The organism is Bacillus cereus group sp. MG20, from assembly GCF_040459885.1.
Taxonomy (GTDB): Bacteria; Bacillota; Bacilli; order Bacillales; family Bacillaceae_G; genus Bacillus_A; species Bacillus_A cereus.
In genome coordinates this window covers 2454163-2479855 of record NZ_JARVHF010000001.1, presented here as the reverse complement: position 1 = coordinate 2479855, position 25693 = coordinate 2454163, and the positions used below count along the sequence as shown (strand labels likewise).

Below are 25693 nucleotides of genomic sequence, written 5' to 3'. Positions count from 1 at the left end.
TAGCCCGCTTTTTTTATTCTATTAGGAGGTATTATGATGATTAAGTTAATTGTAAATGCAGATGATTTCGGTCTTACAGAGGGTACAAATTACGGCATTATTGATGGGCATATAAATGGACTTGTAAATTCAACGACGATGATGATGAATATGCCAGGAACAGAGCATGCGGTACGCTTAGCGAAAGAGTACAACCTACTCGGAGTAGGCGTACATCTCGTATTAACAGCAGGGGAACCACTTCTTGGAGACGTACCATCACTTGTAGGTAGCGACGGATCGTTTCATAAACAAAGTGTTGTAAGGGAAGGGAATATAAATCCAGAAGAAGTTGAGAGAGAATGGACTGCTCAAATTGAGAAGTTTTTATCTTACGGATTAACACCAACTCATTTAGATAGTCATCATCATGTGCATGGTTTACCGATTTTACATGATGTTCTTGAGAGATTAGCGGCTAAATATAATGTTCCGATTCGTCGTTGTGAGGAAGATAGAGCGGTGCATCCATTTTCTGATGTGTTTTACAGTGACTTTTATGCGGATGGTGTGACGGAAGATTACTTTGTGAAGTTAAAAGAAAGAGTACAAGGTGAACAAACGGTAGAAATTATGGTTCATCCAGCTTATATTGATCCAGAGCTTGTGAAACGTTCTTCTTACGTAATGGATCGAGTGAAGGAATTGCGTATTTTAACAGAGAGTGAGTTGCCAGAAGGAATAGAGCTTGTGAAGTTCTAATAGAAAAACGACGGCTACATCATGCCGTCGTTTTTTCTATTTATAAAATGGACAGAATATATCCGCCAAAGGCTCCGAGTATAACGATAACCCAAGGTGGTGTTTTCCAAAAAGCTAGTAAGCAAAAAAGAAGCGAAGCGAAAACGAAATCTGAAGCATTTATAATTGTACTCGTCCAAATGGGATCGTAAAAAGCGGCAATTAAAATACCAACAACTGCGGCGTTAACACCAAGTAGTGCGCCTTGTATGAATGATATTTTTCTCACACTGTTCCAAAATGGTAAAACACCAATGACGAGTAAGAAAGCAGGGAGGAAAATCGCAATTGTTGCGAGTATTGCCCCAAGCGTCCCGTTTAACACTGCTCCTATATACGAGGCGAATGTAAATAGTGGTCCTGGTACTGCTTGTGTTAATCCGTATCCAGCTAGGAACTGTTCTTTCGTCATCATTCCGTTTTGTACGAACTCACCTTCAAGAAGGGGTAGCACGACGTGTCCTCCTCCAAATACAAGTGCGCCAGAGCGATAGAAACTATCAAATAAAGCGATGTAATAAGAGAACGGTCTTAATATTGGTAGCAGTAGTAAGAGTCCAAAGAATAAGACGAGACAAGAAACTGCTATCTTTTTTGAAATAGGTACTTTTATATGCTGAGATTGGCTAATTGGTTGGTTGCGATATAAAAACCAGCCGATAAAGCCACATATTATAATGAGGATCACTTGCGTCCAGCTACTTGGCCATAATAAGGCGATTGCGGCAGTTACAATCGCAATCGTCGCACGGTTGCGATCTGGAGTTAACTTTTGCGCCATTCCCCATATGGCGTGAGCGACAATAGCGACTGCTACAAGTTTTAGTCCATGAATCCAGCCAGCACTCCCAAGATCGAACTGATTAAGGAATGAGGCGAAGAAAACTAAAACAAGGACAGACGGTAAAGTGAATCCAATCCATGAAATAATAGCTCCTAAAAGCCCGCCCCGTAATAATCCAACCCCCATACCGACTTGACTGCTGGCAGGACCAGGAAGGAATTGACATAGCGCTACTAAATCTCCATAGCTTCGTTCATCCATCCATTTTCTTTTTTGCACGTATTCGTGGTGAAAATAGCCGAGATGAGCGACAGGACCGCCGAATGAAGTAAGTCCTAATTTAAATGAGACGAGAAAAATCTCTAATAATGTGTGAAAGGTGTGTTTGTTTTTTTTCAAAATAACCTCCTAGAATGTTTTTGCTATGTGCATTATACAAGAAGTGGTAAAGCAAAAGGAACAAATCTAATGTAAAGATTTTGTGAATCTTTTCTTTGTAATTAAAATTGAAAAAGTCATAAATGATTATGTCTAAACCATAAAGTAGTAGAAGTAGTGCTGGGAAATTTATATAAGGAGAATGCCTTATGACAACACATTTCTTTGCCAGGTTAACAGGTAAGAGGGAAGTGCCTCCTGTAAATACAGAAGCTTTTGGGGTAGCAGAGTTTATTTTTAGTGATGATTTAACGAAATTGCATTACAGAGTAATACTAAAAAATATAGAAAAGGTTACATCGTGTCAAATTCATTTAGGGAAGTCTACTCAAATTGGTCCTGTTGTTTTATATTTGTATGGTCCACTGGAGCAAGGGATTAGCTTGAACGAGGGAAGTATTACTGGTGTAGTGAATGTGGAGGATTTTGAGGGACCTTTACAAGGGAAATCATTTGTACATTTACTTCAAGAAATTATTCAAGCAAATGTATATGTTAATGTTCATACGAAATCACAAAAAAGAGGAGAAATAAGAGGGCGAGTTAGAAAAGTAAAGAAGTAGAGGAAAAGGCTGTCCATATGTTGGAACAGCCTTTTCTCATTATATAAGGTGCTAGTTTTAGCGATTATTGTCGGTAAATCGATATATTTTGAAAAACGCTGATATAACTCGCGTTGCGCCGATATATTTCAATAATCGCTGATATAACTCGCGTTACGGTCGATATTTTTAAAAACTGCCTCGATTAATTTTTCACAGGTTGATTTTTAATAAAGAAGTCCATAACGTAAAATACTTCGTCATCTGGTATTTGTATTTCAAATGTATTTTCAATTGGTTGCAATGCTTTTTTTACTTTCATATACATCCAGTATTCATCTTGTCTCCTTTTCTCCTTATCAGGATGAGGAAGAAGGCTTTCTCCTTTTTGGAGACGGTCAACCATACAGCTCATATGCAGAATAACACCCATTAAGCTATCAGGAGTTAGCTGTAAGGAAATTAATTCTTGGATTGTATTTAATGCGTAACGAATTGTTTTAATCAGTAATGCCCCATCGTTACGTTGCATTTGTTGTTCAAGAATATCCGCCATTTTTGCATATGTTTCTTCATACGTAATTAATTCTTGAATGGGCTGAATCGCTGTGTAGTTTACGATGTCTTGGAAATGATATGTTAAGCACGGCACTTGCACATCGAAATTCGTGACGATACAAATGATGTTACGCTCTTTTTTTATGTTCTCGATCATTTTCGTTAAATCTTTTTCATGGACGATACTAATCGGAATAATTTCAATTAAGTCTTTATCAAATCGTAAATAGTTCTCTAACATTTTTTGAATAGCTAAAGCACTTCCTTCACCAGTTAAACAAGCTGTTAAAATAACAGATTTCATTGGAGAGAGAGGTTTTTTCTTTTCTTCTTGTACGTTTAAGTAAAACGGTGTTAAATTTTTTACTGTTTCATATAGCGCATCTAATGAATAACCGAGCTGAGCTTTTCGAGCTGCTTCTAGTGCATGTGGTGTGCTCGTCATCGAGAGAACACGTACAGGAATTTTGAATTCCGTTTCTAATATGTCACCGATATAAGCAAGTGACCCCATATCAACAAGTAAAAGAAGCCCATTTACATTTTGGAGTGTTTTCATATAAACTTTCACACGCTCTAAGAAATCTTTCGGTGATTCGTGTAACGGCATATCAATACCGGTTACTTCCTCAATGCCGAGAAGTTCGTTTGCAACGTTTGCCATTTCAGTTGCGATGCCATTACCGTGTGCTAATATTAATACTTTTACTTCTGTTTGTGAGGCAGGAATTGGATCAACAACGAAGAACATTGTTAAAAAGCCAGCTTCATCAATAGGCATTGTTATTTGTAATTCTTCCTCCAGTAGTTGAATGCATTGCATGGCTACGGAAAAGGCTTCTTTATATTTCGTACGAATTTGATTTAATTGTGGGTGATGTATTTGTTTTCCACTTTGTAAACGTTGTAGAGTTGTCTGTACATGTAAGCTTAAAGCGAGAAATACTTTTTCATCAAACGTCTTAGATAAATGCTTTTCAGCAAGTTCCGCTATTTTTTCACATACGGACACGATATTACGATCCACAATTTTAAAAACATTTTCATGGCTTGTTTTTTTTGATATTTGGTTAAAATATTGTACGAAAAAGCTTTGAACATCATTTTCTATTAGTAATTCTAATTCTTCCTCTTCAATACCACGTGCTTGAAGTTCTTCGTATTTATAATCAATATAATCGTAAATAGAAGAGCGTTTTTCATCTTCTGTTTTATGATTACTCCAACCTTCATCACCTGTAAATACAAATGTTTCATTTGGTATTTGATATAAGTGACGGCTCTTTCTTTCAATGAACAGTCCTTCTTTCATATACCAAGGTAAATCTGTACTTGAAACATAGACAGAATCACGTTTCTTTGTCACGAAGTCAGAATAGGCTTTCGCACAGGCGATTTGAACATCCGTTTTTAATTGACCGATGTTATTGGGACAATTGTAAAAGACGAAAGCACGCATTGCATTTGGGCTAACGTGAATTTCTTTTCGCAGACGAATTGCTTCATTTGTGAAAAATAGCTGTAGTAAAGCAAAGCGTTCTTTATGTGTACGCTCACGAAGTGGTGGCAGCGTAACAGTCATCGGTATACGTCTTGTAAATGTTTTTAATAAAAAGGAATTTGGTTCTTCTGTTGTTGCAGTAATGATTAATACTTGTGCTTTACGTTCGTTTTCTGTTTCTCCAAGGCGGCGGTATACTCCGCGGTCAATAAAGGTGAAGAGCATTTCTTGTCCCTCTGGAGGCAGACGATGTACTTCATCTAAGAAGAGAATTCCTTCATGAGCTTTTTCAATTAATCCTTTTTGATCACTTGCACCTGTGTAAGCCCCTTTTTTAATCCCAAATAACTGTCCAAGTAGTAGTTGTGGATTGTTTGCGTAATCAGCACAGTTAAAGACGATAAATGGTGCATTTTTGGGAAGCTGTTCAACTTCAATTGCATATTCGTGCATTAAAGAAGCAAACATAGACTTTCCGACCCCTGTTTCTCCTAGTAGTAAAGTATGCATACCGTTTGGAGGGTAGAGAATAGAAGCTTTCGCTTTTTCAATTGCGATTTTAAGGCTCGTATTTTCAATTGCAAATGTATCTAATGAAGTTATGTCTTTTGAATGCGTTTCCAACGAAGTGTTCGTTTCTATGTAAAAACGAACAGGTCGCGTATTTGTTTTTAATAACCGTTTATCTTTTACAAGTTTGTTTAAGTCGCTACTCACATTGGCGCGATCTAGTTGTAGAAATGTAGCGAGTTCTGATGCGGTTACACCTTCTGTATAATTTCCTTCTTGTATTGCATTAAAAATGAGATCTATTCGTTTCATTTCCATTCACCTCGAAACTTCATCACTATTTAAAATTTTACACAAAAATGGGAAGGGTGGGAAGAGAAAAATAAAACAGCTTTAGTCTAGAAGTACTAAAGCTGTTACAATCTTGTGTCTTTCCAAAAATTTACCTCGAGGTGAGAAGATGGATTATAGGGAAGAAGTTTGTATCCTTGTGACTGTAAATAATCAATTACTTTTGGCAGTATTTGTACAGTCACACTCGAATCATGCATTAAAATAACTTCGACTTGTTCATCACTTTGATTACGCACTCTTTCGAGTATGGCAGAAGGATTATCATAGCTTTTCCAGTCATAAGTATCGATCGTCCAATCCCACATTTTATACTGGGCTGATACAAGTGCATCACGGTAATTCTTTTTTAAGTAAGGCATACTACCATATGGAACGCGAACGAGATGTGTATTTAATTTCGTAACTTGCTGGACAATGCTTTGTGTTTGTTCCATTTCTGCAATTAAAGTGGAAGGGTCACCAGTGTAAAGGCGTTTTACATCATGTGACATGCTATGGAGCCCGATATAATGTCCTTCTTTAATTAATCGTTGCATCGTTTTTCTGTAATGCGGCACTTTTCCGCCAATAACAAAGAAAGTTGCTTTTCCGTTCTTTTCTTTTAAGATGTTTAAAATTTGCGTCGTATATTTGTTTGGTCCGTCATCAAATGTTAAGTACGCAATTTTTTGTGTAGGAGAAGTTGTTTCAGTATTTGGATGATGTTCAGCAGGAATAACGGTTGTTGCTTCAGTATTAGATGATGCGTACATAGTAATTGTTAAGAATAAAATAATACATTGAAATACTCGCTTGATCATAACATTCACCCTCAGTTTGACAATCAAGATGTAAAAAAACTTGATACTTTTCTTATTATGTATATCTTTCTCCAATAGAGGAACTCTCAAACAATCTATATTTTGGAAATATAAAATAAGGAATAAAAAATAGCATCCTAAAGGATGCTATTTGAATATTTCATAATGGTAAAGGCTATACTACAATTAGTCTTCGCGTTTTTTCACTTTTTTATAAAAGGAAATAAGTGGTTTGTAACGTTCATGTACAAGCCCGATTATTTCAGCAATGATTTCTGTGAAGAAAATCAAAGCGAAAAGAAGAATAATGGATAACCATAACGTTGCACTAGTGAAAATAATGGCATTTACACTAAAGAAAATACCGAATGCGTATATAATTAGTACCGTTTTACGATGAGAGAATCCCATTGCAAGTAAGCGGTGATGTAAATGCGATTTATCTGGTGCTGAAATAGGTTTTTTATTTACGATACGACGGATGATTGCAAATATCGTATCAAATATAGGTACACCTAAAATGATAATTGGAACGATAAAGCTGAATAACGTTACACTTTTGTATAATCCAAGTAACGATATAACAGAAATACAGTATCCTAAAAATAGTGCTCCTGTATCTCCCATGAAAATTTTTGCTGGATGGAAGTTGAAGAATAAAAATCCAATTGTACTTGCTAATATAATTAATGCGAGTGGCAAGATAATAGCTGTTCCAGTACCCCATGGGCTAGTGAAGGCCATATATGCTAGCGTTGCAAGTACGATAGATGAAATACCAGCAGATAATCCATCTAAGCCGTCAATTAAGTTGATTGCATTCGTAATACCTACAAGCCAAAATACTGTAATTGGATAAGCAAGCCATCCAAGTTCAGTATCCCCAAGGAATGGGATATATAATACTTGCACTAATAATCCACTTTTTACAATCATAATGGCAACTAACAGTTGTCCACCGAATTTTACTTTCGCAGATAACTCGTACATATCATCTAAAATTCCGATGATTACAATGATAATCGCACCTAGTGTTATCGATAACATTCTTTGCTCATATAAGCCGCCGACAACAAATCCTACAGCTACACCAATAAATATTGCTAACCCGCCAAGACGTGGCATAATCTTTTGGTGCACTTTACGTGCGTTTGGCTTATCTGTCGCTCCTATTTTAAAAGCTAATTTAATAACTAAAGGAGTAACGACGAGTACAGTGATGAAAGATGCCAAAATGGCATAAATCACTTGTGAGTCCATTAATACCCCACCCTTTATATTCTAACGTAATTTTTTTTTTGAAAATATATTTATCTGAAAATTATGATGTTTATTTACAGGCTCATAACATATGGTATCACAAAAAGATTAGAATTCAATCTTTTTTTCTCTTTACGGTTAATGGAAGCGGATAGAATATATGACAATTGTATATAGAATGTTGCATCATATGAGAAGGTTAATCGTACTGGACTTTGGAATATGACATTTCCTTTTTTTCTTCGATAGTGAATACTTTTAGTTCAGTATTATAAGTGTTACACGTAGAAATGAGTAAGTTTCATGTTAAAATGTGGGAATTTATCTCGCGTCAACTAGTAGCCCCATTCCCACTAATTAAAGTTTCACTTTATATTATAGTGCATTTAATTTTACAAAAACTTTAAAAAAAATAAGGGGAGTAATTCATATAATGAAGAAGGAAAAGGGTTTTCTCATTTTTAATGTGAGAGGGGGAAGCACAGGGAGAATTCTGTATTTCATATCTTTTCTATTGTAAATTCCTGTGCGAAAAGGAAATGAAAATTACGATAATAGGTACTGGATATGTTGGATTGATTACAGGAGTAGGATTGGCAAAGTTGGGGCATTCAGTTACATGTTTTGATATAGATGATGAAAAAATTAAACGAATAAAACAAGGCGATTTACCTATTTATGAGGTTAGATTACATGAATTAATAAATCATGCATATAAGAATAATGCTTTAATTTTTACATCAAATAAAGAAGAGGCATTTGATGATGTAGAGTTTATATTTATTGCAGTTGGAACACCATCTTTATTAGATGGGACGGCGGATTTAACGTATATTCAGAGTGCTTGTAACGATATTGGATTATATGCGACGAACGATATTATTGTTGTTACGAAAAGTACAGTTCCAGTAGGTACAAATGATGTAATGAAGGGATGGATTGAGGAGAAGTTAAAAGGGAGGCATACAGTACATATCGTATCGAATCCAGAGTTTTTGCGTGAAGGTTCAGGTATTTATGATTTCTTTCATGGAGATCGTATTGTAATTGGAGCGGATAGTGAGGAAGTAGCAAGAAGAGTAGAGAGTTTGTATAGCCAATTATGCTTAGAAACGTATGTTACAGATATTAAAAGTGCAGAGATGATTAAATACGCATCGAATGCCTTTTTAGCTACAAAGATTAGTTTCATTAATGAAATTTCAAATATATGTGAGAAGGTAGGCGCAAATGTATTGGATGTTGCTAAAGGGATGGGAATGGATCAGAGGATTGGTGCATCTTTTTTAAATGCAGGTATTGGATACGGGGGATCATGTTTTCCAAAAGATACGAAAGCGCTGGTGCAAATTGCGGGAAATGTTGCTCATGATTTTCGTTTGTTAAAAGCGGTTATTGAAGTAAATAATAAGCAACAACTGCTATTGATTGAAAAAGCGAAAAAAGTCATGAACATGAATAAAAAGCGGATTGCAGTTCTTGGCGCATCATTTAAACCGAATACGGATGATATTAGAGAGGCATCATCTCTTATTATAATAGAAGCATTACTTAATATAGGTGCAGATATTGTTCTTTACGACCCAAAAGCAATTCAATATGTGAAAAATATATTTGGAGATGCTATACAATACAGTAATTGTATAGATGAATCGATTAGAGATGCGAGTGGGGTTTTTATCGTAACAGAATGGGAAGCTATTCGAGTGTACCCGTTAGAAAAGTACGTACAACTTATGAGAGAGCCTATTTTATTCGATGGGAGAAATTGTTATACTGATGAAGATGTTAAGAAACAAAAGATAGATTATTACTCGGTGGGCAGAAAAAGTATTTGTAATAGAAAAGTTTCTGTTATGCGTTAAAAAGGGATGTACTCATGCATATTTTTATATGTCATAATAGAAGCTGTAATTAGTGAAAGAAAAGAGGCAATCACATGACTGAACGTTTAAAAGTAATGACAATTTTCGGGACACGTCCAGAAGCAATTAAAATGGCACCTCTTGTATTAGAGTTGCAAAAACACCCAGAAAAAATTGAATCAATTGTGACTGTAACAGCACAGCATCGCCAAATGTTAGATCAAGTATTAAATATCTTTGGAATTACGCCAGATTTCGATTTAAATATCATGAAAGACCGCCAAACTTTAATTGATGTTACAACGCGCGGTTTAGAAGGTTTGGATAAAGTAATGAAAGAAGCGAAGCCGGATATTGTACTTGTACATGGTGATACAACAACAACATTTATTGCAAGCTTAGCTGCTTTTTATAATCAAATTCCAGTAGGTCATGTTGAGGCGGGCCTTCGTACGTGGGATAAGTATTCTCCATACCCAGAAGAGATGAATCGTCAATTAACAGGTGTAATGGCGGATCTTCATTTCTCACCAACAGCAAAATCAGCAACGAACTTACAGAAGGAAAATAAAGATGAGTCACGTATTTTCATCACAGGAAATACAGCGATTGACGCGCTGCAAACGACTGTAAAAGAAACATATAGTCATCCTGTACTAGAGAAACTTGGAAATGATCGTCTTGTACTTATGACAGCTCACCGTCGTGAAAACTTAGGTGAACCTATGCGTAATATGTTCCGTGCAATTAAGCGTCTTGTTGATAAGCATGAAGATGTACAAGTTGTGTACCCTGTTCATATGAACCCTGTTGTTCGTGAAATAGCAAATGAAATTTTAGGTGAACATAATCGTATTCATTTAATTGAGCCGCTAGATGTAATTGATTTCCACAATGTTGCAGCTCGTTCATACTTAATGTTAACGGATTCTGGTGGTGTACAAGAAGAAGCTCCATCACTTGGGGTACCAGTTCTTGTTCTTCGTGATACAACAGAGCGCCCTGAAGGTATTGAAGCAGGTACGCTGAAATTAGCAGGAACAGACGAAGAGACAATCTTTGGTCTTGCAGATGAGTTGTTATCAGATAAAGAAGCTCATGATAAGATGGCGAAAGCATCTAACCCTTACGGTGATGGTCGTGCATCAGAGCGCATTGTAGAAGCAATTTTACAACACTTTAATAAGTAAATAAAAAAGGCCCAATCGGATAGATTGGGCCTTTTTGTTACGGCTGATTGCGCATAATCCACTCTGCATGAGCATTTGTAGAAGGTGGCGGATCAGTTGGTGTTTTATTTTGGTTTGTTTCTTTTTTTGCTTGTTCGTTAGAATTAGAACTTGAATTTGAATCAGGATTTGAGTTGTTTTTTGTAGTTGGATTTTTTGCTTTTTCCCCTAATTCTTTTTCAATTTCGTTACGCACCGTTTCTACACTGATTGGATCTGGAAGGAAGTAATAAATACCGCCTATCTTTTTGTCTTCGCCTTCAAGCTTTAACGTTTGCATTGTAGAAGGATCAAATCCAGAAAGTTTATTGTAAAGAGCAAGTCCGTCTGAAATAGGAATGTCGGTTTTTACATATTTTCCAACGACAGCTGTTAAATCTTTAATTTTAAATACAGTAGAGGTGGAGTTTAGCTTTTGGGCAACAGCGGCTAGTAATTGTCTTTGTCTAGCAGCTCGACCATAATCGCCATTTGGATCTTGCTTTCGCATACGGACGTAAGCAAGTGCTTCTTCACCGTTTAAGTTTTGCTGTCCTTGCTTAAATTGAATTTTTTTGTAGTAATCTACGTCAGAGCGCTCCCAGAAATCGAAGGGTACGTCAACCGTAACGCCGCCGACAGCATCAACGATACCTTTAAAGCCTTGGAAATCAATTTTAAGATAATGGTCTACAGGAACTTTTAGAAAGCCTTCGACAGTTTTGATTGCCATTTCTTCTCCGCCGTAAGCATGGGCAGCGTTAATTTTGTCTTCCTTATTTTTACCAACAATTTTAACTCGAGAATCACGAGGAATACTCATAAGTGAAATCTTTTGCGTTTTCGGATTGACTGTTGCAAACATTAATGAGTCTGTACGACCATTTTGACCGTCTGTCGCATAATCTTCTATACCCATAATGAGAATTGTAAAAGGTTCCTTTGTAATTTCTACATCTTTGTTTCTTAAATCCGATTTTTCACGAGTGAAACCACTATACATCCCCATAAGAGAAGAGTAAGAATTTAACACATAAACTCCTATACTGCCAAATAAAAATGCGAAAATAAGGAAGAAGAAAAGTTTCCTTCTTCGCTTCTTTTTTATTCTGCTATTTTGGAGATGATAATAACGTTCTTCCATATATAATCTCCTTAGTTCGTTAGTTCATTTGTAGGGAAGTAATTCACTACATTAATCTTTAAAGGTGATAAAAGGGTTATGCTTAGATAACATCTTGTTCTAAGTACAACATATCTCCTTCTGTAATTGTACATTTCCCGTTTGTTAATTCAATCATCCAATTTGTAAATGCTTGTTTGCCGTCTTCTTCTACATAAGTATCAAATGTGACATTTTCTAGATAATGTATATCTTTAATGGCATATTTTGAATTACGTAATTCATTTTCTACTTTGCCAAGTAATGTGTAATCAATCTCGGTTTGCATCACACGCATTAGTTTTCGCTGGACAACACCGACATGATTAATACCTTCGCTTGTACACTTTCCATATGCACGAATTAATCCACCTGCGCCAAGTTTAATGCCACCAAAATAGCGTGTTACGACAACGACGGTATCTTTTAGCCCCCGTTTTTTTAGTACTTCTAGCATTGGTACGCCAGCTGTACCGCTAGGCTCGCCGTCATCATTTGCTTTTTGAATATGATCTTGTTCGCCAATTAAATAAGCGGAACAATTATGTGTTGCATTCCAATGCTGTTTTTTTATTTTTTGTATAAATTCTTGAGCCTCTTCCTCAGTCGTTGCTCGGCTAATATAACAAATAAATCTTGATTTTTGAATGACGATTTCGTGTTCGCCGTAGTCTTTGATTGTTAAATATTGTAATAGCACTTGTATACGCCCCTATCTATCAAAATGACTAGTACTTTCCATTTTAAAAGCGAGCCTTTTTATATTCAAACATTTTTTCTAAATAGGCTGAAGTTTTTGGTGAGTATTTTATCTTTTTGTTGTAATTTGTCGAGATGGTGAGTATAATTTCAACCGGCATTTCCCTGTATGGATGCACCATTTGTAGTTTTCGTGTAAAATTAGGAAATAAAACTTTTTATAAGGCAGGTACGAAAATGAAAATAGCTATTGTTACTGATAGTACAGCATATATACCGAAGCAAATCCGTGATGAACTCAATATATATATGATTCCATTAAACGTTGTGTTTGGAACAGAATCTTATCAAGAAGAAGCTGAAATTTCAGCAGATGATTTTTATGTGAAAGTACGTGAACAAGAGGAACTTCCAAAAACTTCTCAACCAGCAATCGGAAAGTTTGTTGAGCTATATGAAGAACTAGCTAAAGATTATGATGCAGTTATTAGTATTCACCTATCAAGTGGAATTAGTGGTACATATCAAACATCAACGACAGCTGGACAGATGGTAGAGGGTATTGATGTATACACGTATGACTCTGAAATTAGTTGTGAAGTACAAGGATTTTATGTGCGTGAAGGTGCAAGGTTAGCAAGTGAAGGAAAGAGTCCAAAAGAGATTATTGCTCGTTTTGATGAAATGAAGAAAACGATGGACGCCTATTTTGTAGTTGATGATTTACATCATTTACAACGTGGTGGTCGATTAAATAGCGCGCAAGCTTTCATCGGCAGTCTGTTACAAGTGAAGCCAGTTTTATATTTTAGAGATAAAATCATTATTCCGTTTGAAAAGATTCGTACACGTAAAAAAGCATTAAAACGTATCATTGAAATTTTTGATGAGCAAGCAAGTAAAGGTGTACCTATGGAAGCAGTTATCATTCATGCGCAACGTGAAGAGGAAGCGAATGAATGGAAGAAAGAATTAGAAGCAAAATATCCTCACGTCACAATTCGTACAGGTTATTTTGGAGCTGTAATTGGTACGCACTTAGGTGAAGGTGCATTAGGTCTTGGATGGTATACGAAGTAATAAAGATATAAAAAGCTCTCTTTTTAAGAGGGTTTTTTTACGGGTATGTTACGTTTAGTTGACAAGTTAATATTTGGAAATGGTAAAATATACGTAAAATAAAATAATGAGGAAAGTTTTATAACTTACTTTTTACAAGAAACTATATTATAATAGAAGAGAGGTGAAACATATGGAGCATAATTCTTGTTTATGTCCAAAGTTTGAGTCAGCTTTTACTCTGCTTAGTAAGAAGTGGACTGGCTTAATTATTAAATCTTTGCTTGAAGAGTCGAAACGTTTTAGAGAAATCGCAGATATTATCCCAAATATGAGCGATCGTATGTTGTCAGAGCGTTTGAAGGAATTGGAAAGCGAGGGCATTGTAGTTCGTAATGTCTATCCAGAAGTACCAGTTCGAATCGAGTATGGCTTAACTGACAAGGGAAAAGCGTTAGAAAGTGTTATGGATGAGGTCCAAAATTGGGCTGAGAAATGGATGAAGTAGCATTTCATTTGTATTCGTATATTTAATAAAACGTAAGGGATTCCTTACGTTTTTTCTTTGTTTATAGAAGTAAGAAAAGTATATAAATTTCTACAAACACATACAAAAATATACGAATTTTGCGCTAGAGCTACATATAATATTACATTTGTTTTACAAAAACGTAACATTAGCAAAAAAAATCCCGAATTATGGTATAAATTTTATAGGTTATATACGGAAAAAGAAAAAAGAAAGCGGTGTAAAAAATAAAATGAAAAAGCTAAAAATGGCATCTTGCGCATTAGTTGCAGGGTTAATGTTTTCAGGGCTAACACCAAATGTATTTGCAGAAGATAAAATTTCTGACGTGAAATCACAAATTAATACACAAAATGACACTTTACATAAACAACAACAAGAACGTGATGAATTACAAAAACAAATGAATGACTTAAACAAAACAATTCAAGGTTTAGATAAGTCTGTTCAAGAGAATGCTGCAAAGCTTGATGAAACAACGAAAAAAGTTTCTGATACTGAGCAATTAATTGAAAAGAAAAATAAAGATATTGCAGAATTACAAACGAAGATTGCAAAACGTGAAGAGTTATTAAGAAAGCGTTTAGTTGCACTTCAAGAACAGCCAAATACGAACGTTGTAACAGAAGTTCTTGTAAACTCTAAAAACGTTGCAGATTTAGTTGATCGTTTAACTTCTGTTTCTAAAATTCTTGAGTCTGATGAAGATATCATGAAAACACAACAAGAAGACCAAGCTAGTGTGAAAAAAGATGTTGCAACGGTAAAAGAGAAACAAAAAGAATTAAAAGAAGCACAAGTTCAAATTGAAACTGCTAAGAAAGAACTTGACGCTGAAAAAGAGAAAAAAGCAACGGCGGTAAACGATTTAAGCGGTAAAATGGATACAGTTGTAACTACAATGACAAGTACAGAAAGTCAATTGAAAGAGCTTGAAAAACAAGCATTACAATTACAACGTATTGCCGAAGAAGAAGCACAAGCAAAAGCTGCACAAGAAGCTGCTGCTCAAAAACAAGCAGAGCAAGCTGCTAAAGCTGCGCAAGCTCAACCAGCACAAGCACCTGCAGAGCAAGCTGCACCAGCAAACAATGGTGGACAAGTTCAAAAAGAAGAGCCTAAAAAAGAAGAGCCTAAAAAAGAAGTACCTAAAAAAGAAGATAAAAAACCAGAACCGACACCAGGCCCAGCTCCGACTCCTGGCGTAATTGGTAAAGCACAACAATACTTAGGTTTACCATATGTTTGGGGAAGTGCATCTCCATCAAACGGTGGTTTTGACTGTAGTGGATTTATTTCTTACGTATTCGGTGTAGGTCGTCAAGACGTTAATGGTTACTGGCATTCAGTTTCAAAAGTAAGTAGCCCACAGCCAGGGGACTTAGTATTCTTCCAAGGTACTTATAAAGCAGGTCCATCTCACATTGGTATTTACGTTGGTAATGGTCAAATGATTCATGCTAGTGATAAAGGAATTGCGTACGGTGATATCAACAGCTCATATAACCAAAAACATTTCTTAGGTTACGGTCGATTCTAGGATTTATAAAAGAATAAAAAACGTGTATAAAGTCGATAGCTTACTATTTTATAAGTAGGTTATCGACTTTTTTGAGTTTTTACGGGATTTGAAGAAGGGTTTATAGTAGTGCTGGAGGTGATTGTCGATGCTAGCGGGGAAACAGTTGCTATTAGACGAACTTTCTTCAGATTTACAGAGGGAATTAAATGATTTGAAAAAGAAGGGAGAGGTCGTCTGTGTACAAGGTGTAAAAAAGAAGGCTTCTAAATATGTATGTCAGCGCTGTGGAAATATAGAACAGCGGCTATTTGCGTCGTTTTTATGTAAAAGATGCAGTAAAGTGTGCACATATTGCCGGAAGTGTATAACGATGGGGAGGGTAAGTGAATGTGCTTTACTTGTTCGCGGGATTGCTGAAAGAAAGAGAGAAAAGAATTTAAACTTGTTACGGTGGAGCGGAACGTTGTCTACTGGTCAGAATTTGGCGGCGCAAGGAGTTATAGAGGCTATTAAGCGAAAAGAATCATTTTTTATTTGGGCTGTATGCGGGGCTGGGAAAACAGAGATGTTGTTTTACGGTATTAACGAAGCGCTTCAAAAAGGAGAAAGAGTTTGTATCGCAACGCCGAGAACGGATGTTGTTCTGGAATTAGCACCGAGATTACAAGAAGTATTTCCATATATAAAGGTAGCGGCTTTATATGGAGGGAGTGTGGATAAAGAAAAAGATGCAGTACTAGTCGTTGCAACCACGCATCAATTATTGCGTTATAATAGGGCGTTTCATGTCATGGTTGTAGATGAGATAGATGCTTTTCCATATTGTGCAGATCAAATGTTACAGTACGCGGTAAAACAAGCGATGAAAGAAAGAGCGGCGCGTATTTATTTAACTGCGACTCCAGATGAAACGTGGAAGCGAAAATTTAGAAGAGGTGAACAAAAAGGTGTTATTGTTTCTGGACGATATCACCGTCATCCTTTGCCAGTTCCTTTATTTTGTTGGTGCGGGAATTGGAAAAAAAGCCTCATTCATAAAAGAATTCCTCGAGTTTTACTACAGTGGTTACAAACGTACTTAAATAAAAAATATCCTATTTTTTTATTTGTTCCCCATGTGCGATATATAGAAGAGATAAGCCTGTTGTTAAAGTCATTAAACAAGCGAATTGAAGGTGTACATGCAGAAGATCCGGGTAGAAAAGAAAAAGTAGCGGCTTTCAGAAAAGGAGAAATCCCATTATTAGTTACAACGACAATTTTAGAGCGAGGCGTAACAGTAAAAAATTTGCAAGTAGCGGTTTTAGGGGCGGAAGAAGAAATATTCTCAGAAAGTGCACTCGTACAAATTGCGGGCCGAGCAGGGCGGAGTTTTGAAGCACCGTATGGAGAGGTCGTTTATTTTCACTATGGTAAGACAGAGGCGATGGTGCGCGCGAAAAAACATATTCAAGGTATGAATAAAAATGCGAAAGAACAAGGATTGATCGATTAATGCATTGTTTACTTTGTGATGAGTGTTTTGTAGAAACGGTTAGTTGGTACAATTTTTTTGTAAAGTGTCATAGAAAATATATATGTGATAGATGTGAGCAGAAACTTTCCTATATTATAGGAGAAATTTGCATGGAGTGTGGGCGGCCTTTAGAATATGTTCCTTCCTCATTTCAAGAAGACGGTATTTGTATAGATTGTCTAAGGTGGATGAAAGAGGCGAAATATCGTTCTTTTAAAAACCGTTCGTTATATATGTATGATGATGAGATGAAAGAAATAGTAGCGCAGTTTAAGTTTCGGGGGGATGCAGAGTTAGTGCGCATTTTTTATCGTCCTTTTCGAAGTTTATTTCAAAAGTATTTTGCTAATGTTTCAACCGTTATCGCTGTTCCGCTTAGTAAGGAAAGGGAAGTTGAACGTGGTTTTAATCAAGCTGAGTTATTAGCAACTTGTTTACCTGTCAAAATTTCTTATCCATCATTAAGAAGAAGGGAAACAGAAAAGCAAAGTAAGAAGACACGTAAAGAAAGGGTGTCAGGGAGCAATCCTTTTTATTTTCAGGGAGAAGAGATGTTTTCTGGGCAACATATTTTACTCGTTGATGATGTGTATACGACTGGAATTACAGTTAGGCAAATCGGAAGTTTGTTATATGAAAGAGGGGCGAGGGAAGTATCTAGTTTGACACTTTGTAGAAGTTAATATGGCAGTGTCGAAAGGGATAATAAAAAGGCGATAAGTCTTCTTTGACTTCATATGTTGTCATTCGTTATAGTCAAAATATGGGGCGAATGCCCTGATTTTTAGAGTGAAGGGAATGGAATGAACATGCAAGGAAGAGTGAAATGGTTCAATGCAGAAAAGGGATTTGGGTTTATTGAGCGTGAAGATGGTGACGATGTATTTGTCCATTTTTCTGCTATTCAACAAGATGGGTATAAGTCATTAGAAGAAGGGCAACAAGTAGAGTTTGACATTGTAGATGGAGCACGTGGACCACAAGCAGCTAACGTTGTGAAATTGTAGGGGATATTGTTTTGGGAAGAGAAAGCTGCGTTTGTGGCAACGTTATATATATGTAGTAGAACCTCTTGTTTTTTGCAAGGGGTTTTTTGTTATAGGGTAAGTTGTCAAAAAGTTGTTTCTTTTCTGTAACGAATTGTCCACAGTTATATTCGTTATCCATGATGTTAATAGGATAAAATAAAGATAGAAACGATGCATCTTTTCATTTCAACAAAAAACGATAAAAAAATCGCAATTCCACTAATTTTTTTAAAAAAGTTAGAAGGAGTTTTTAAGCCAATGTCGAAATTATAGGACATAGGCTTGAAAGGAGGAATTCATCTATGAAATTCAACATTCGTGGTGAAAATATTGAAGTAACTCCAGCATTAAAGGAATATGTAGAGAAAAAACTAAGTAAGTTAGAGCGTTATTTTGATACATTCCCAGAGATTAAAGTTAATTTAAAAGTATACTCTGACAAGCAACGTGTCGAGGTAACAATTCCATTTACTGATTTATTACTTCGTGCAGAAGAAACTAATAGCGATATGTACGCTGCTATCGATTTAGTAGTTGATAAACTTGAGCGACAAATTCGTAAACATAAAACAAAGGTAAATCGTAAGTTACGTGAGAAAGGTTCTGTGAAAACGAACTTTATCCTTCCAGAAGCAGTAGCTGTTCTGGATGCGGTAGAAGAGGATGAATTAGAACTTGTACGTACAAAACGATTCGATTTAAAACCGATGGACGTTGAAGAAGCGATCCTACAAATGGATATGCTAGGACATAATTTCTTCGTCTTCACAAATGCTGATACAAATGAAACTAATGTTGTATACGGCCGTAAAGATGGGAAATACGGTTTAATCGAAACTAAATAATAATTCAAAAGCGCAGCCGAAATGGCTGCGCTTTTTTTGCTGAAAATAGATTTTTAAAAAACTTTTCTTAATTTAGAACGAGACATTCGGCCGATTGTTGTCATAGTTATAAGACAAGTGTTACAATTATCATTAGGTATATACATTTTAGTTTTTTTAATTAGGAGAAAAATTGGCATAACATACATTTGATTTTTACAACGACTGATTGTAATAGAGAAAAAGAAAAACAATCGGAAGTTTTATTTTAATAAAAAGAGGAGCGTATTTCCTATGATCGGTATTTTAAAAAAGGTATTTGATGTAAATCAACGCCAAATTAAACGTATGCAAAAGACAGTTGAGCAAATTGATGCATTAGAGTCATCTATTAAGCCACTAACTGATGAACAATTAAAAGGAAAGACGCTTGAATTTAAAGAACGTCTAACAAAAGGTGAAACAGTAGATGATCTGCTACCTGAAGCTTTTGCAGTTGTTCGCGAAGCGGCAACTCGTGTTCTTGGAATGCGTCCATATGGCGTACAGTTAATGGGTGGTATTGCCTTACATGAAGGGAATATTTCTGAGATGAAAACGGGTGAAGGTAAAACGTTAACATCTACATTACCTGTATATTTAAATGCTTTAACAGGAAAAGGTGTTCACGTTGTTACAGTCAATGAATACTTGGCACAACGTGATGCGAACGAAATGGGACAACTTCATGAGTTCCTTGGCTTAACGGTAGGAATTAACTTAAATAGTATGTCACGCGAAGAGAAACAAGAGGCTTATGCTGCTGATATTACGTATAGCACAAATAATGAGCTTGGATTCGATTACTTACGTGACAACATGGTTTTATATAAAGAGCAGTGCGTTCAACGTCCACTTCATTTTGCTATTATCGATGAAGTCGATTCTATTTTAGTCGATGAAGCACGTACGCCGCTTATTATTTCAGGACAAGCTCAAAAGTCAACAGAGCTATACATGTTTGCAAATGCATTCGTTCGTACGTTAGAAAATGAAAAAGAGTATTCATTTGATGTGAAAACGAAAAATGTAATGTTAACAGAAGATGGTATTACGAAAGCAGAGAAAGCTTTCCATATTGAAAACTTATTCGATTTAAAACATGTAGCACTTCTTCACCATATTAATCAGGCGCTTCGTGCACACGTTGTTATGCATCGTGATACAGATTATGTTGTACAAGAGGGCGAAATCGTAATTGTAGACCAATTCACTGGGCGTCTTATGAAAGGTCGTCGCTATAGCGAAGGTTTGCACCAAGCGATTGAAGCAAAAGAAGGTGTAGAAATTCAAAATGAAAGTATGACGCTTGCAACAATTACGTTCCAGAACTATTTCCGTATGTATGAAAAGTTATCTGGTATGACTGGTACAGCGAAAACGGAAGAAGAAGAATTCCGTAGTATTTACAATATGAATGTTATCGTAATTCCAACAAACAAACCGATTATTCGTGATGATCGTGCCGATTTAATCTTTAAATCAATGGAAGGTAAGTTCAATGCAGTTGTTGAGGATATTGTAAATCGTCATAAACAAGGGCAACCTATTCTTGTAGGTACAGTTGCAATTGAAACTTCAGAGCTTATTTCAAAAATGTTAACGCGTAAAGGTGTACGTCATAACATCTTAAATGCGAAAAACCATGCGCGTGAAGCAGATATCATTGCAGAAGCTGGTATGAAAGGTGCTGTAACGATTGCAACGAATATGGCTGGTCGTGGTACAGATATTAAGCTTGGAGATGATGTGAAAATCTTCGGTCTAGCAGTTATCGGTACAGAACGTCATGAAAGCCGTCGTATTGATAATCAGTTACGTGGTCGTGCTGGTCGTCAAGGGGACCCTGGTGTGACGCAGTTCTACTTATCAATGGAAGATGAATTAATGCGCCGATTTGGTTCAGATAATATGAAAGCAATGATGGATCGTCTTGGTATGGATGATTCTCAGCCAATTGAAAGTAAAATGGTTTCTCGTGCGGTAGAGTCTGCACAAAAACGTGTTGAAGGAAATAACTATGATGCACGTAAGCAGTTATTACAATACGATGATGTACTTCGTCAGCAACGTGAAGTTATTTATAAGCAACGTCAAGAAGTAATGGAATCGGAAAACTTACGTGGCATTATTGAAGGTATGATGAAATCTACAGTAGAACGTGCTGTTGCGCTTCATACACAAGAGGAAATTGAAGAGGATTGGAACATTAAAGGTCTTGTTGACTACTTAAATACAAACCTGCTTCAAGAAGGAGACATAAAAGAAGAAGAATTACGTCGCCTTGCTCCTGAGGAAATGAGCGAACCGATTATCGCGAAATTAATAGAGCGTTACAATGACAAAGAAAAGCTTATGCCAGAAGAGCAAATGCGTGAGTTTGAGAAGGTTGTTGTATTCCGCGTTGTAGATACGAAATGGACAGAGCATATTGATGCGATGGATCACCTTCGTGAAGGTATTCATTTACGTGCTTACGGTCAAATTGATCCACTTCGTGAGTACCAAATGGAAGGATTCGCGATGTTCGAGTCAATGGTTGCTTCTATTGAAGAGGAAATTTCTCGTTACATTATGAAAGCTGAAATTGAACAAAACTTAGAACGTCAAGAAGTTGTTCAAGGTGAAGCTGTTCATCCATCTAGCGATGGCGAAGAAGCGAAGAAAAAGCCAGTTGTAAAAGGTGACCAAGTGGGCCGCAACGATTTATGTAAATGTGGTAGCGGTAAAAAATATAAAAACTGCTGTGGTATTGTTCAGTAATATAGGGCGGTAGCTTTGGCTGCTTTGCAAACTTTTATATCAAAAATGTATAATTAAGAAGAATTAAACTCTCTCCGTAATAAGTGGAGAGAGTTTCCCTTGTTTTCATACGAAAGTAACAGCAATTACATAGAGGTGAAGGAAATGGAATTAGTAGAAATTAGACAGGAATTAGAGAAAATGGCTAAGCGATTAGCGGCTTTTAGGGGGTCTCTTTGACCTCCCTACTAAGGAGAAACAAATTGCAGAATTAGAAGAAAAAATGATGGGCGCAGGATTTTGGGATGATCAACAAGGCGCGCAAGTTGTAATTAATGAAGCGAATGCGTTAAAAGATATGGTTGGAAGCTTCCGTCAGTTAGATGAAACGTTCGAAAATTTAGAAGTAACGCATGAGCTTTTAAAAGAAGAATATGATGAAGATTTACATGAGGAATTAGAAGCAGAAGTAAAAGGCTTAATTCAAGAAATGAATGAGTATGAGCTTCAGTTACTATTAAGCGATCCTTATGATAAAAATAATGCGATTTTAGAATTACATCCAGGTGCAGGTGGAACTGAGTCACAAGACTGGGGTTCTATGTTATTACGTATGTATACACGTTGGGCTGAAAAACGTGGATTTAAAGTAGAAACAGTTGACTATTTACCAGGTGATGAAGCTGGTATTAAGAGTGTAACTTTATTAATTAAAGGTCATAACGCTTACGGTTACTTAAAAGCAGAGAAAGGTGTACATCGTCTTGTACGTATTTCACCATTCGATTCTTCAGGACGTCGTCATACATCGTTTGTATCTTGTGAAGTTGTACCAGAGTTCAATGATGAAGTTGAAATCGAAGTACGTACAGAAGATTTAAAAATTGATACGTACCGCGCAAGTGGAGCGGGTGGGCAGCACGTAAATACGACAGATTCAGCAGTTCGTATTACACATACACCGACAAATACAGTTGTAACGTGTCAGTCAGAGCGTTCACAAATTAAAAACCGTGAGCATGCGATGAAGATGTTAAAAGCGAAATTATATCAAAAGAAACTAGAAGAGCAACAGGCGCAATTAGATGAAATCCGCGGGGAACAAAAAGAAATCGGATGGGGTAGCCAAATCCGTTCTTACGTATTCCACCCGTATTCTCTTGTAAAAGACCACCGTACAAATACGGAGGTTGGTAACGTACAAGCAGTTATGGATGGAGAGATTGATCCATTTATTGATGCTTACTTACGTTCTCGCATCTAATAAGCGAAAAAAAGCCAACAAAATTGTTGGCACATGCTGAGGATATAGAGGATAGAAAGAATTTGATTTTATTTTTATAGATGAAGTAAAGAGGAAGAGAAGTTGGAAACGACAACTTCTCTTTTTGATGGGATTATATGTAGATTACAATGCTGTATATTGTTTTGTAAAAAGTAGAGAATAGTAAAATAGAGCGGTAATAGGGGAAAGATTTATATAGAACTTTTCTAATTTTCCTTTTAAAAAGGATTCTTTATAGAAGTTCTTTAAGTTGTTCACAGAATTGAAACAACTTATGAAAGCTTTATTTTATCAAGGTTCTCACTGTATTTTTGAGGAATATGAAATACACCTTGGTTTTTCTATATAAAGATAATGCTTATAATGAAAATGAGTGTGTTAAGAATAAAAAGAATATCAACAATGGGGAGCGATAGAATTGAAAAAGAAATTGTTGGCTATTGCGCTAGGGACATCGGTTGTTTTTGCTTTAGGAGCATGCGGAAATAAAGAAGAGAGTAAGTCTTCGAAACAGTCTGCAAGCACAGACAGCGCAGAACAAATTTTCCAAAGAAGTTGTGCGGGATGTCACGCAACAGATTTATCAGGGGCAACTGGACCTGATTTAAGAAAAGTAGGCGGTAAGTACGACGCTGCAGATATCGAAGAGATTATTAACAAAGGCCGCGGTTCAATGTCACCAGGACTTATTCAAGGTGAAGATGCGAAAAAAGTGTCTGAATGGTTAGCTGAACATAAATAAAAAAGGTGAAATGGACGAGTTGATAATATAGTCAACTCGTTTTCCTTTTTTCTGGTATGTAACATAACTGTAACAAAAATGTATCCAAATTGGAAACCGTTTGATGTTACAATGGGGTTTGTAGAATTTTGCTGAAATATATTACATAGAGTGGTATTGCTTATGAGAAAGCATAAGTAAACTATCTTCAACAAGGATGAATAAGTGAAAATGAAGGATGTCTTTTATTTTCAGATGTACAGAAAAGTATTTCGAAAAAAATCATTAAGTATTGGGTGATAAATAATGATAAAAATGACGAATGTTTATAAGGAGTACCCGAATGGTATGAAAGCCATTGCTGGTCTTACAGTTAACATTAAACAAGGTGAATTCGTATACGTAGTTGGACCGAGTGGAGCCGGAAAATCTACATTTATTAAAATGATGTATCGTGAAGAGAAACCATCTACAGGATCTATTAATGTAAATGGACTTACTATCGAAACATTGGCAGAAAGAGACGTTCCGTATTTTCGTCGTCAATTAGGCGTGATTTTCCAAGATTTTAAATTGCTACCTAAATTAACGGTATATGAGAATGTTGCATTTGCTTTAGAAGTAATTGAAGAAGAACCGGATGCAATTCGTGAGCGTGTAACAGAAGTTCTAGGTCTTGTAGGCCTTGAAGATCGTGCAGATGCACTTCCAAGTGAGCTTTCGGGCGGGGAGCAACAACGTGTGGCTATTGCAAGAGCAATTGTAAATAGACCAAAGGTTGTAATTGCCGATGAGCCAACAGGTAACTTAGATATTGAAACAGCTCTTGATATTATGAATATTTTTACTCGCATTAATGAGCGCGGCACAACGATCGTTATGGCGACGCATAATGCAGATATTGTAAATACAATCCGTCATCGTGTAATCGCGATTGAAGGCGGAAAAATTGTTCGAGATGAGATTGAGGGAGGATACGGATATGAAGGCTAAGACCCTTAGTCGACATTTGCGAGAAGGTGTAAAGAATCTATCACGTAACGGATGGATGACATTTGCTTCTGTTAGTGCAGTAACAGTTACATTATTACTTGTAGGTGTCTTTTTAACAGCGATTATGAATATGAACCATTTTGCGACGAAAGTAGAGCAAGATGTAGAGATTCGTGTACACATTGATCCAGCTGCAAAAGAAGCGGATCAAAAGAAATTAGAAGAAGATATGAGTAAGATTGCAAAAGTAGATTCTATTAAATATTCTTCTAAAGAAGAAGAGTTAAAACGTTTAATTAAAAGCTTAGGTGATAGTGGAAAAACGTTTGAGTTATTTGAACAAGATAACCCACTTAAAAACGTATTCATTGTAAAAGCAAAAGAACCAACCGATACAGCGACAATCGCGAAGAAAGTTGAAAAAATGCAGTTTGTCAGTAATGTTCAGTACGGAAAAGGGCAAGTTGAACGATTATTTGATACTGTAAAAACTGGTCGTAACATTGGGATTGCGTTAATTGCTGGTCTTTTATTCACAGCGATGTTCTTAATCTCTAATACAATTAAAATTACAATTTATGCTCGTAGTACAGAAATTGAAATTATGAAACTTGTTGGTGCAACAAACTGGTTTATTCGTTGGCCATTCTTGCTAGAGGGATTATTCTTAGGAGTATTAGGATCAATTATTCCAATTGGCCTAATTCTAGTTACGTATAATTCGTTGCAAGGTGTGTTTAACGAAAAACTTGGCGGAACAATTTTCGAGCTTCTACCATACAGTCCTTTCGTATTCCAATTAGCTGGTTTACTAGTGTTAATCGGTGCTTTAATCGGTATGTGGGGAAGTGTAATGTCAATTCGTCGCTTCTTAAAAGTATAAAAAGTTGCAAACATAATTCGTACAAGCTTATCATATAGTAGAAATAGGTAAAGGCATCACACACTGTGTGATGCCTTTTGCTACACCACCT

General features: G+C 36.3%; 22 protein-coding genes. 16 read left to right on the top strand and 6 right to left on the bottom strand.

From position 1 onward, the window contains the following. The first annotated feature begins 36 nt into the window (after positions 1–36). Positions 37–741, top strand: coding sequence for a chitin disaccharide deacetylase (chbG, locus tag QCI81_RS12830; protein ID WP_016079721.1), 705 nt, complete (start codon positions 37–39; stop codon positions 739–741). A gap of 40 nt (positions 742–781) precedes the next feature. Here the strand turns inward: chbG and QCI81_RS12825 are convergent, their stop codons facing one another. Then, positions 782–1963 carry a chromate transporter gene (locus QCI81_RS12825; RefSeq protein ID WP_090978141.1) on the bottom strand — a complete coding sequence of 394 codons (1182 nt, stop codon included), beginning with the start codon at positions 1961–1963 and terminating at the stop codon, positions 782–784. Positions 1964–2151: 188 nt separating this feature from the next. Here QCI81_RS12825 and exsM point away from each other — a divergent pair, with 188 nt between their 5' ends. Beyond that, complete coding sequence (gene exsM, locus QCI81_RS12820; protein ID WP_000207046.1) at positions 2152–2565, top strand: exosporium regulatory protein ExsM; 414 nt, start codon at positions 2152–2154, stop codon at positions 2563–2565. Positions 2566–2749: 184 nt separating this feature from the next. Here the strand turns inward: exsM and QCI81_RS12815 are convergent, their stop codons facing one another. The 3 genes from QCI81_RS12815 to QCI81_RS12805 all read right to left on the bottom strand — a co-directional run bounded on the left by QCI81_RS12815 (position 2750) and on the right by QCI81_RS12805 (position 7527). Continuing rightward, complete coding sequence (locus QCI81_RS12815; protein ID WP_078994120.1) at positions 2750–5425, bottom strand: sigma-54-dependent transcriptional regulator; 2676 nt, start codon at positions 5423–5425, stop codon at positions 2750–2752. Positions 5426–5529: 104 nt separating this feature from the next. After that, complete coding sequence (locus tag QCI81_RS12810) at positions 5530–6267, bottom strand: polysaccharide deacetylase family protein (protein ID WP_016513232.1); 738 nt, start codon at positions 6265–6267, stop codon at positions 5530–5532. 186 nt (positions 6268–6453) lie between these two features. Next, positions 6454–7527, bottom strand: a complete 1074-nt coding sequence (locus QCI81_RS12805) for a glycosyltransferase family 4 protein (protein WP_000378306.1) — start codon at positions 7525–7527, stop codon at positions 6454–6456. Between the two features lie 539 nt (positions 7528–8066). On the opposite strand from QCI81_RS12805, the gene QCI81_RS12800 reads away from it, so the two are divergent. Together QCI81_RS12800 and wecB are read left to right on the top strand one after the other, a co-directional pair. Next, positions 8067–9392: a UDP-glucose dehydrogenase family protein gene (locus tag QCI81_RS12800; protein WP_098818455.1), complete on the top strand. Its 1326-nt coding sequence runs from the start codon at positions 8067–8069 to the stop codon at positions 9390–9392. Between the two features lie 74 nt (positions 9393–9466). Then, a complete protein-coding gene (gene wecB / locus QCI81_RS12795; protein ID WP_000140121.1) occupies positions 9467–10582 on the top strand; it encodes a non-hydrolyzing UDP-N-acetylglucosamine 2-epimerase in 1116 nt (371 codons plus the stop codon). A gap of 37 nt (positions 10583–10619) precedes the next feature. Here the strand turns inward: wecB and QCI81_RS12790 are convergent, their stop codons facing one another. Further along, on the bottom strand, positions 10620–11744 hold the full coding sequence (locus QCI81_RS12790) for an LCP family protein (RefSeq protein WP_353810780.1): 1125 nt from the start codon (positions 11742–11744) through the stop codon (positions 10620–10622). A gap of 82 nt (positions 11745–11826) precedes the next feature. Beyond that, positions 11827–12462, bottom strand: coding sequence for a YigZ family protein (locus QCI81_RS12785; RefSeq protein ID WP_000926670.1), 636 nt, complete (start codon positions 12460–12462; stop codon positions 11827–11829). A 236-nt stretch (positions 12463–12698) separates the two neighbouring features. Here QCI81_RS12785 and QCI81_RS12780 point away from each other — a divergent pair, with 236 nt between their 5' ends. The 12 genes from QCI81_RS12780 to ftsX all read left to right on the top strand — a co-directional run bounded on the left by QCI81_RS12780 (position 12699) and on the right by ftsX (position 25602). Next, positions 12699–13541: a DegV family protein gene (locus tag QCI81_RS12780; RefSeq protein ID WP_000684727.1), complete on the top strand. Its 843-nt coding sequence runs from the start codon at positions 12699–12701 to the stop codon at positions 13539–13541. Positions 13542–13713: 172 nt separating this feature from the next. Further along, on the top strand, positions 13714–14028 hold the full coding sequence (locus tag QCI81_RS12775; protein ID WP_000400857.1) for a winged helix-turn-helix transcriptional regulator: 315 nt from the start codon (positions 13714–13716) through the stop codon (positions 14026–14028). A 148-nt stretch (positions 14029–14176) separates the two neighbouring features. Further along, a complete protein-coding gene (locus QCI81_RS12770) occupies positions 14177–15589 on the top strand; it encodes a C40 family peptidase (protein ID WP_071731492.1) in 1413 nt (470 codons plus the stop codon). Between the two features lie 127 nt (positions 15590–15716). Continuing rightward, positions 15717–17066 (top strand): ATP-dependent helicase ComFA, encoded by a 1350-nt coding sequence (gene comFA / locus QCI81_RS12765; protein WP_071731493.1) that lies wholly within the window; start codon positions 15717–15719, stop codon positions 17064–17066. After that, positions 17066–17770 (top strand): ComFC family protein, encoded by a 705-nt coding sequence (locus QCI81_RS12760; RefSeq protein WP_071731494.1) that lies wholly within the window; start codon positions 17066–17068, stop codon positions 17768–17770. The genes comFA and QCI81_RS12760 overlap by 1 nt, the downstream gene beginning before the upstream one ends. Before the next feature lie 126 nt (positions 17771–17896). After that, complete coding sequence (gene cspC / locus QCI81_RS12755; protein ID WP_001990088.1) at positions 17897–18094, top strand: cold shock protein CspC; 198 nt, start codon at positions 17897–17899, stop codon at positions 18092–18094. 323 nt (positions 18095–18417) lie between these two features. Beyond that, complete coding sequence (gene hpf, locus QCI81_RS12750) at positions 18418–18960, top strand: ribosome hibernation-promoting factor, HPF/YfiA family (RefSeq protein WP_000671193.1); 543 nt, start codon at positions 18418–18420, stop codon at positions 18958–18960. A 273-nt stretch (positions 18961–19233) separates the two neighbouring features. Continuing rightward, positions 19234–21741, top strand: coding sequence for a preprotein translocase subunit SecA (secA, locus tag QCI81_RS12745; RefSeq protein ID WP_000579372.1), 2508 nt, complete (start codon positions 19234–19236; stop codon positions 21739–21741). 144 nt (positions 21742–21885) lie between these two features. After that, positions 21886–22984, top strand: a protein-coding gene (gene prfB, locus QCI81_RS12740; protein WP_098852422.1) for a peptide chain release factor 2 whose coding sequence is annotated in 2 segments (ribosomal slippage) — positions 21886–21957 and positions 21959–22984 — 1098 coding nt in all. Because the reading frame shifts where the segments join, the coding sequence is not laid out codon by codon here. 439 nt (positions 22985–23423) lie between these two features. Beyond that, complete coding sequence (gene cccB, locus QCI81_RS12735; protein WP_353810779.1) at positions 23424–23747, top strand: cytochrome c551; 324 nt, start codon at positions 23424–23426, stop codon at positions 23745–23747. Between the two features lie 285 nt (positions 23748–24032). Continuing rightward, complete coding sequence (gene ftsE / locus QCI81_RS12730; protein ID WP_000594319.1) at positions 24033–24719, top strand: cell division ATP-binding protein FtsE; 687 nt, start codon at positions 24033–24035, stop codon at positions 24717–24719. Continuing rightward, entirely contained in the window at positions 24709–25602 is an 894-nt protein-coding gene (gene ftsX / locus QCI81_RS12725; protein WP_065485793.1) for a permease-like cell division protein FtsX, read from the top strand. The genes ftsE and ftsX overlap by 11 nt, the downstream gene beginning before the upstream one ends. Positions 25603–25693 lie beyond the last annotated feature (91 nt).

What these genes read in the sequence shown, in the direction of transcription:
- chbG (WP_016079721.1), top strand. Translation starts at nt 37, where the DNA reads ATGATTAAGTTAATTGTAAATGCAGATGATTTCGGTCTTACAGAGGGT.
- exsM (WP_000207046.1), top strand. Translation starts at nt 2,152, where the DNA reads ATGACAACACATTTCTTTGCCAGGTTAACAGGTAAGAGGGAAGTGCCT.
- QCI81_RS12815 (WP_078994120.1), bottom strand. Translation starts at nt 5,425, where the DNA reads ATGAAACGAATAGATCTCATTTTTAATGCAATACAAGAAGGAAATTAT.
- QCI81_RS12810 (WP_016513232.1), bottom strand. Translation starts at nt 6,267, where the DNA reads ATGATCAAGCGAGTATTTCAATGTATTATTTTATTCTTAACAATTACT.
- QCI81_RS12805 (WP_000378306.1), bottom strand. Translation starts at nt 7,527, where the DNA reads ATGGACTCACAAGTGATTTATGCCATTTTGGCATCTTTCATCACTGTA.
- QCI81_RS12800 (WP_098818455.1), top strand. Translation starts at nt 8,067, where the DNA reads ATGAAAATTACGATAATAGGTACTGGATATGTTGGATTGATTACAGGA.
- wecB (WP_000140121.1), top strand. Translation starts at nt 9,467, where the DNA reads ATGACTGAACGTTTAAAAGTAATGACAATTTTCGGGACACGTCCAGAA.
- QCI81_RS12790 (WP_353810780.1), bottom strand. Translation starts at nt 11,744, where the DNA reads ATGGAAGAACGTTATTATCATCTCCAAAATAGCAGAATAAAAAAGAAG.
- QCI81_RS12780 (WP_000684727.1), top strand. Translation starts at nt 12,699, where the DNA reads ATGAAAATAGCTATTGTTACTGATAGTACAGCATATATACCGAAGCAA.
- QCI81_RS12775 (WP_000400857.1), top strand. Translation starts at nt 13,714, where the DNA reads ATGGAGCATAATTCTTGTTTATGTCCAAAGTTTGAGTCAGCTTTTACT.
- comFA (WP_071731493.1), top strand. Translation starts at nt 15,717, where the DNA reads ATGCTAGCGGGGAAACAGTTGCTATTAGACGAACTTTCTTCAGATTTA.
- QCI81_RS12760 (WP_071731494.1), top strand. Translation starts at nt 17,066, where the DNA reads ATGCATTGTTTACTTTGTGATGAGTGTTTTGTAGAAACGGTTAGTTGG.
- cspC (WP_001990088.1), top strand. Translation starts at nt 17,897, where the DNA reads ATGCAAGGAAGAGTGAAATGGTTCAATGCAGAAAAGGGATTTGGGTTT.
- hpf (WP_000671193.1), top strand. Translation starts at nt 18,418, where the DNA reads ATGAAATTCAACATTCGTGGTGAAAATATTGAAGTAACTCCAGCATTA.
- secA (WP_000579372.1), top strand. Translation starts at nt 19,234, where the DNA reads ATGATCGGTATTTTAAAAAAGGTATTTGATGTAAATCAACGCCAAATT.
- ftsE (WP_000594319.1), top strand. Translation starts at nt 24,033, where the DNA reads ATGATAAAAATGACGAATGTTTATAAGGAGTACCCGAATGGTATGAAA.
- ftsX (WP_065485793.1), top strand. Translation starts at nt 24,709, where the DNA reads ATGAAGGCTAAGACCCTTAGTCGACATTTGCGAGAAGGTGTAAAGAAT.